This is a genomic window from Burkholderiales bacterium (assembly GCA_035560005.1).
Lineage (GTDB): Bacteria > Pseudomonadota > Gammaproteobacteria > Burkholderiales > Eutrophovitaceae > DASRFY01.
Genome location: DATMAN010000025.1, coordinates 49,396 through 55,476, shown reverse-complemented (window position 1 = coordinate 55,476; position 6,081 = coordinate 49,396). Strand labels below are relative to the sequence as shown.

At 64.2% G+C, this 6,081-nt stretch carries 5 protein-coding genes; 1 reads left to right on the top strand and 4 read right to left on the bottom strand.

The window, feature by feature from the left end:
* Positions 1-57 precede the first annotated feature (57 nt).
* Together VNM24_02660 and VNM24_02655 are read right to left on the bottom strand one after the other, a co-directional pair.
* Positions 58-1,275, bottom strand: a complete 1,218-nt coding sequence (locus VNM24_02660; protein ID HWQ37499.1) for an IS256 family transposase — start codon at positions 1,273-1,275, stop codon at positions 58-60.
* A 395-nt stretch (positions 1,276-1,670) separates the two neighbouring features.
* On the bottom strand, positions 1,671-3,122 hold the full coding sequence (locus tag VNM24_02655; protein HWQ37498.1) for an SEL1-like repeat protein: 1,452 nt from the start codon (positions 3,120-3,122) through the stop codon (positions 1,671-1,673).
* Positions 3,123-3,310: 188 nt separating this feature from the next.
* On the opposite strand from VNM24_02655, the gene VNM24_02650 reads away from it, so the two are divergent.
* A complete protein-coding gene (locus VNM24_02650; GenBank protein HWQ37497.1) occupies positions 3,311-4,192 on the top strand; it encodes a hypothetical protein in 882 nt (293 codons plus the stop codon).
* A 254-nt stretch (positions 4,193-4,446) separates the two neighbouring features.
* On the opposite strand, the gene VNM24_02645 is transcribed toward VNM24_02650, so the two are convergent.
* Positions 4,447-5,247 carry a hypothetical protein gene (locus tag VNM24_02645; GenBank protein ID HWQ37496.1) on the bottom strand — a complete coding sequence of 267 codons (801 nt, stop codon included), beginning with the start codon at positions 5,245-5,247 and terminating at the stop codon, positions 4,447-4,449.
* A 157-nt stretch (positions 5,248-5,404) separates the two neighbouring features.
* Positions 5,405-6,079 carry an OmpA family protein gene (locus tag VNM24_02640; GenBank protein HWQ37495.1) on the bottom strand — a complete coding sequence of 225 codons (675 nt, stop codon included), beginning with the start codon at positions 6,077-6,079 and terminating at the stop codon, positions 5,405-5,407.
* Positions 6,080-6,081: the final 2 nt, after the last annotated feature.

Sequence of the window (6,081 nt, the reverse complement as noted above, 5' to 3'; positions counted from 1 at the left end):
AGTCAAGTCCGAAATTTGCTGTAAATCTGCTCCGAGCCGGTTAATGACGATTGGGTTTCAGCCCGAGAGGGCAACAACGTTGTTGCCCTCTCGGGCGGCGGCGCAGGCAGCCGCCCATTCGTGATACTCCTGCATGTCCAGATACCTTCGTTCCAGCCAGGTTTCGTTCTGCTCGGCCAGCAAGGCACCGATCAGCCGCAGGGCCGATTCATCGTTCGGGAAGATGCGAATGACGCGCTCGCGGCGACGGATTTCTTCATTGAGCCGCTCCTGCATGTTGGTTGTCCTGAGCCGCTTGCGATACTTCTCCGGCAAGGCTATCACCGCCATGGCATCTTCGAACCCGGCTTCCAGGCAGGCTACCGCCTTGGGGGCGGTCTTGGCGAAACGCTCACTGAATTCCGCCAGCCGGCGTCTGGCTTCCGGCAGATCGGCAGCCTGGAAGACCAATTTGGCGGCCGCCGAGACCTCGGCACGAATCTTCGCGCCGCAGCTGCCCAGAATGTTGCGCATCAGATGCACCTGACAGCGCTGCCAGGTCGCATCGTGGAAATGCTTGCCAACGGCTTCCCTCAGGCCACTATGCTGGTCCGAGACGACAAACGCCACACCCTTGAGGCCTCGCCCCTTAAGCCAGCGGAAGGTTTCGTCCCAGGTGGCGAAGCTCTCGCTGTCGCCGATCCTCACACCGAGGATTTCTCGGTAGCCGTCGCTCCTCACCCCGCTGACAATCAGCACGGTACGCATCAGGACGCGGTCGTCCTGCCGGCTTTGGATGAACAGGGCATCGACCAGCACGAACGGGTACTCGCCTTCCAGTCGCCGTTCGTTGAAGGCCCGGACACGCACATCGAGTCCGGCACACAGGCTGCTGACGGTCGATTTGGAGAAGCTCGCTCCGCACAGTTCTTCGGTGATCGCCGACACCTTGCGTGTCGAGACCCCCTGCACGACCATTTCCATCAAGGCCAGGACGAAGGCCTGCTCACTCCGTTGGTAGCGCTTGAAGATGTCCGTCGAGAAACTGCCGTCCCGCGTTTGCGGTACCAGCAGCGTCACCGGCCCCACTCGCGTGTAGAGCGTGCGTGCGCGATGACCGTTACGGTAGCCCGTCCGTTCCTCAGAGCGCTCGTGCCGCTCCGCACCCAGCGCTTCCGTCACCTGCGCCTCCAATATCTGATTCAGCACCGCTTCCACCAGTTTCGCCAGCCCATCCTGGCTGCCCAACAGCCCAGGCAGCAACTCCTTGCTTACGCTAACATCAATCCCAGCCATCGCTTCTCTCCATCGGTTGTTGATCGTCTCGCAACGTCAATTTACCGGTTCGAAGCGGTGGCTACCTGCCACCCGATTTACAGCAGTTTACGGACTCAATCCAGTGGCGCATCGAAGAAAAAGATCCGGTGCGAGCGACGACCTGGAGCTGGCTGGGCTACTACTCGATACATTTCTGTCGCAAGAGCTGAGTCCTCGGGCGCGCACTAATCCACAAAATCTGTGGATAAGGCTGTGGATTGGATGTTGTCTTTCGCGCAAACCCGTTTTCAGACTTGCCATCCGTTTGCTGCGCCCACTTTTTCAGCAGCACGTCGCCGTTCGACGACAGATGCATCGCGCGCCTCGAACGTCCACGCGCTCGCACGCGAAGCATCGACTCGCGTAGCGCGGCTCTACGGATTCTGGGGCTTCCAGTTGCGCGCCATTTCCTGCGCGCGCGCCAGTTCCGCGGGTTGCAGCTTGGAAGCGATGTAGTCGCGGACCTTCTCGACCTGCGTGCGCTCTTCGCCGGTCAGATTGGCCGCTGCGAGGTTGCTCCACATGTACGCGGCCGTGAAGTCCTGTGCCACGCCTTTACCCTCGAAATAAAGCCAACCGAGGTGACTTTGGGCGCGCGGGTCGCCTTTGCGCGCGGCCAGCCCATACCACTTGGCCGCCTCGGCATAGTTGCGCTCCACCCCTTTTCCCTCTTCGTGCAGGTAACCGAGCAGATACTGGGCATAGGTACTGCCCTGTTCCGCGGGCACTCGATACCACTTGGCCGCCTCCGCGTAGTTCTGCTCCACGCCGCGTCCGAAGAAATACAGCGCGCCCAGGCTTTCCATCGCCTCGCGGCTGCCCGCCTGCGCCGCCGCCAGATACCACTTCGCCGCCTCGACTGCGCTGCGCTCGACCCCGCGTCCCTCTTCGTACAAGTACCCCAGCAGGTACTTCGACTGAATGTCTCCGCTGTCCGCAGCCTGCCGGAACCACTTCGCCGCGGCGGGGTAATCCTGTGCCACGCCCTTGCCCTGGTAGTACGCCCACGCCAGGCCGGCGTAAGCGGACGTCTCCTTCTGCTCCGCAGCCTTACTCAACCACTTCACGCCTTCGGCGGGATTCTGGGCAGTGCCTTTGCCGTGATAAAGGAGAAAACCCAGGCTCGCCTGCGCCTTCGCGTCCCCCTGCTCCGCAGCCTTGCGATACCACTCGAGGGCCTGTGCCGGATTGTGTTCGAGCCCGCGGCCGTTCTCGTACATCCATCCCATCAGATACTGCGCGTAGGCCTTGCCGCGCTCGGCGACCTTCCGATACCAACGCGCCGCCTGCCCATAGTCCTGCGCCACGCCGCGCCCATAGAAATAAAGCAATGCCAGTGCTTCCTGCGCGTCGGCGTGACCCTGTTCGGCGGCCTTTGCATACCACTTCGCGGCCTCGGCGTAGTCCTGCTTCACGCCTTTGCCCTGATCGTAGAGGTAGCCAAGCAGGTACTGCACGTCCGCCTTGCCTTTTTCGGCTGGACCGCGATACCACTTCGCGGCCAGCCCGTAGTCCACGGCCACGCCCTTGCCCGAGAAGTAAATCCCGCCGAGCATTTCCTGGGCTTCGAGATGCCCCTGCTCGGCCGCCTTGGCGTACCAGCGAATGCCTTCCGCGAAGTCCTGCGGTACGCCGCGGCCGTTGAAATAGCACTCGCCCAGGTAAAACTGCGCCACCGCGTCTGCGGTCGCCGCGCTCTTTCTGAAGTGCTCGATCGCCGCCTTGAAATCCCCTTGCCGGTAGGCCTCGAGACCCGCGCGCGTATCCGCGAGGGCGGGTACACCCGTCACAAGAAAGAGAAGCCCAAGCATCAGGATGCGTCGCATCGCGACCTCCTCCGAATCGTCCGTTGTCCGCTGCGACGGCGCACGCCGGAGCGCTCCTCCTCGCGCGCGGCGCACGCCGCAGTCTTTACTTTAGTGTAGCAGTCCGGGGTGCCGTCGCCTTGACAGTGCTCGCAGCACCTCCCTATCCTCGCCAGACCCGAAGACGCCGAGATGTCCCGCTCACGTCGATGATCGAGGCGCTGGTCTATCTCGCCACCAGTTTCTGGATCGGTGCCGTTCACGCCGCCACGCCCGGTCACGGCAAGACCATTGCCGCCGCCTACATCGTCGGCGCGCGTGGCAAGCCGGTCGACGCCCTGATCCTGGGCATCTTCGTCACGCTGTCGCACACCAGCGGCATCGTTCTGGTGGGCGTGCTGGCCTCGCTCGGCCTGCCCGGGATGATCCCGCAGCGCATCGAAGCCTGGATGGCGGTCATCACCGCTGTCCTCGTCATAGCGATCGGCCTGTGGACGCTGTGGACTCAGCGCGAGATCGTGCTCGCCCTGCAGCTGGCAAGCGGCAGCGCGGGTGCTTTGCGCTATCAGCCAGTGATGCACGCGCATGCTGCCGCCGGCGCGCACGGCCACCGGGCAGCGCTGCACGCCCATGCGCACGCGGACGATGACCACGGCTACCCTCACGATCATGCGCACGGACGCGATCACGCACACGGCGAAGAAGCCGGCTGGCACGATCACGGCTGGGGCTTTAGGCACACGCACGACATGAGGCTGGTCACCAGCCGCCAGCCCAGCCTGTGGATCCTGCTCTGGCTCGGCGTTGCGGGAGGTCTCCTGCCCGATCCGGCGGCGCTCGCGATCCTGCTCAACGCCCTGGCGCAAGGCAAGGTGATGCTGGGACTGGGTACGGTCGTGGTGTTCAGCGTCGGCTTCGGTTCGACGCTGGTTCTCGTGGGAGTGATCGCTGCCAAAGTGGGGCAGAGAATCCTGGATTGGCTCGCGGGGCCATGGGCGATGCGACTTCAGGTCAGCACTTCGCTGTTGATCGTGGTGGTCGGCGTCGTGCTGACCGTGAAAGCCTGGTCTACGCTCGCTTCGCTTTCCTAGAACCTATCTCATAGTCGACCGCGCGGACCCCGTTGAGCGACGCGCCCGCTCGGCAGGTTGCCCAACACACCGGTGACCGGCCCTAAAGGAGGAAGCCGTCGAGGGTGGCTGGGCGCCTTGTTCGTGTCGAACGGCGTACCCGACGACGCCGACGAGTGCCGCAACCGCCAACGCCGTTTTAGCTCTGTCGCGGCCTGACCGCTGCCTGCGCTCCTCGTCGGAAAGCACCGACTTCTTCTCGGTGCACTGCAAATCTATTTGGGGTCCCAGCGCGGGTTGTCGCTGAACAGCCCGTCGACATAGCCAACGTAGTAGACGAGGAACAGGCCAAAACCGAAAGAGAGCAGCCCGGTGGCTACGCGCAGATAAGCATTGACGCGCGGAAAACGCCCGGCCGAGTATGCGAACGGAAGTGCGATCGCCGCGGTAATCAGCATCATCCCGGCAATCGTGCCCACGCCGAACAGCAGCAGATACACCATTCCCCACCAGGAATCTTGGATCGCGGTGAGCACAAGCAGCGCGATGGCCGCCGACCCGGCGAGTCCGTGCACAATGCCGACCACGATCGGACGGATCGCCTGGTACAGGCCCAGCCCGCCAAGCTTGCGATCCAGCCACGCTTGCGGCGTCTGCTCTTCGCTGTGCCCGTGACTCCCGGCCTCGTGACCGTGCGGATGGGCGTGCGCGTAGTCGCCGTGGGCGTGCGTGTGGGAATGCATCGGGCCGGAACGGGGCGTGACGTTGTCGCGCACCCACTGCGTGATCCCGGTGAGGTTCAGAAAGCCGAGAATGACCAGCATGACGCCAACCGTGAATTCCATCGCCAGGCCGACCCGGGGGGGAATGACCACGGTGAAGACAATGATGGCCCCGCCCACGATCGCCACCGTCAGGGTGTGCCCCAGTCCCCAGAGCACGCCAATCCATGCCGCTCCACGCATGGAGCGCTGCCGGCTGACGATGGTGGTTATGGCGATGACATGGTCGGCATCGGTTGCGTGCCGCATGCCGAGGAAGAATCCGACCGCAAGAAGGGAAAGCGTGGTGGCCATCAGGCCCGCGCTGCGTGGAGTCCGGTAAGCGCGCGACGCTACCCCCGGCAAGCCGGCAGCGTCAAGACGACGGTGCCTCGGCAACATCGGAATCGAGCCGCCATCCGGTGTCGCGTCCCGACGCCAAAGCTCGAGCAATGCGGCGAGCCGCCGCAAGCTAGCGAACGCCGATCTCGACTCTGCGATTGAGGGGTTCGGTCACGCCCTCGGCAGTGGGCACGACCGGCTCGCGCTCGCCCCGGCCGGCGACGCTAACGATGTGCCCGGTCGGGATTCCGCGGCGCACGAGTTCGTCGCGCACGCGCTTCGCGCGGGCCAGCGACAGCTTGTCGTTGAATCGCCGGGAACCGGCGGTATCGGTGTGGCCGGTCACCGTGATCTCCGGAGCGGGACGACGCTGGATTTCGGCGAGCACCGCGTCCAGACGCGACAACGACTCAGGAGTGAATTCGTCCTTACCCTCCACGAAGTGAAGGATCAGTACTTGCGGACGAGGGGGCAAGGCGTTGAGCGTGTCGCCGAACTCGGCTTGCACCTGCGCGACGTCGACCGCAGCGGGCTGCAGGGTTCCGTCAGCGCGGACGGTCGCCGCCGCGTAGGGCTTGTCCACCACCGTTTCCTGCTTGCCTCGACGTACGACCACCGAGCCCGCGCCACCGTCAGGCTTGGGCAGGATAATCAGAGTGACTTCGCGAAACCCGGAAGAGTCCGGCCGCAGAGCTTCGGGTTCGTCGTGGGTCGCGCGTTGCGCCCCCCGCCCCGTGGCTCCGCGCTGCGTCGCGCACGCTACGAGGGCGACCGCGAGCATCACGACAGCCAGTGCCCTGCGCATCG

Coding starts and splice junctions, on each gene's coding strand:
- VNM24_02660 (HWQ37499.1), bottom strand. CDS start 1,275: ATGGCTGGGATTGATGTTAGCGTAAGCAAGGAGTTGCTGCCTGGGCTG.
- VNM24_02655 (HWQ37498.1), bottom strand. CDS start 3,122: ATGCGACGCATCCTGATGCTTGGGCTTCTCTTTCTTGTGACGGGTGTA.
- VNM24_02650 (HWQ37497.1), top strand. CDS start 3,311: ATGATCGAGGCGCTGGTCTATCTCGCCACCAGTTTCTGGATCGGTGCC.
- VNM24_02645 (HWQ37496.1), bottom strand. CDS start 5,247: ATGGCCACCACGCTTTCCCTTCTTGCGGTCGGATTCTTCCTCGGCATG.
- VNM24_02640 (HWQ37495.1), bottom strand. CDS start 6,079: ATGCGCAGGGCACTGGCTGTCGTGATGCTCGCGGTCGCCCTCGTAGCG.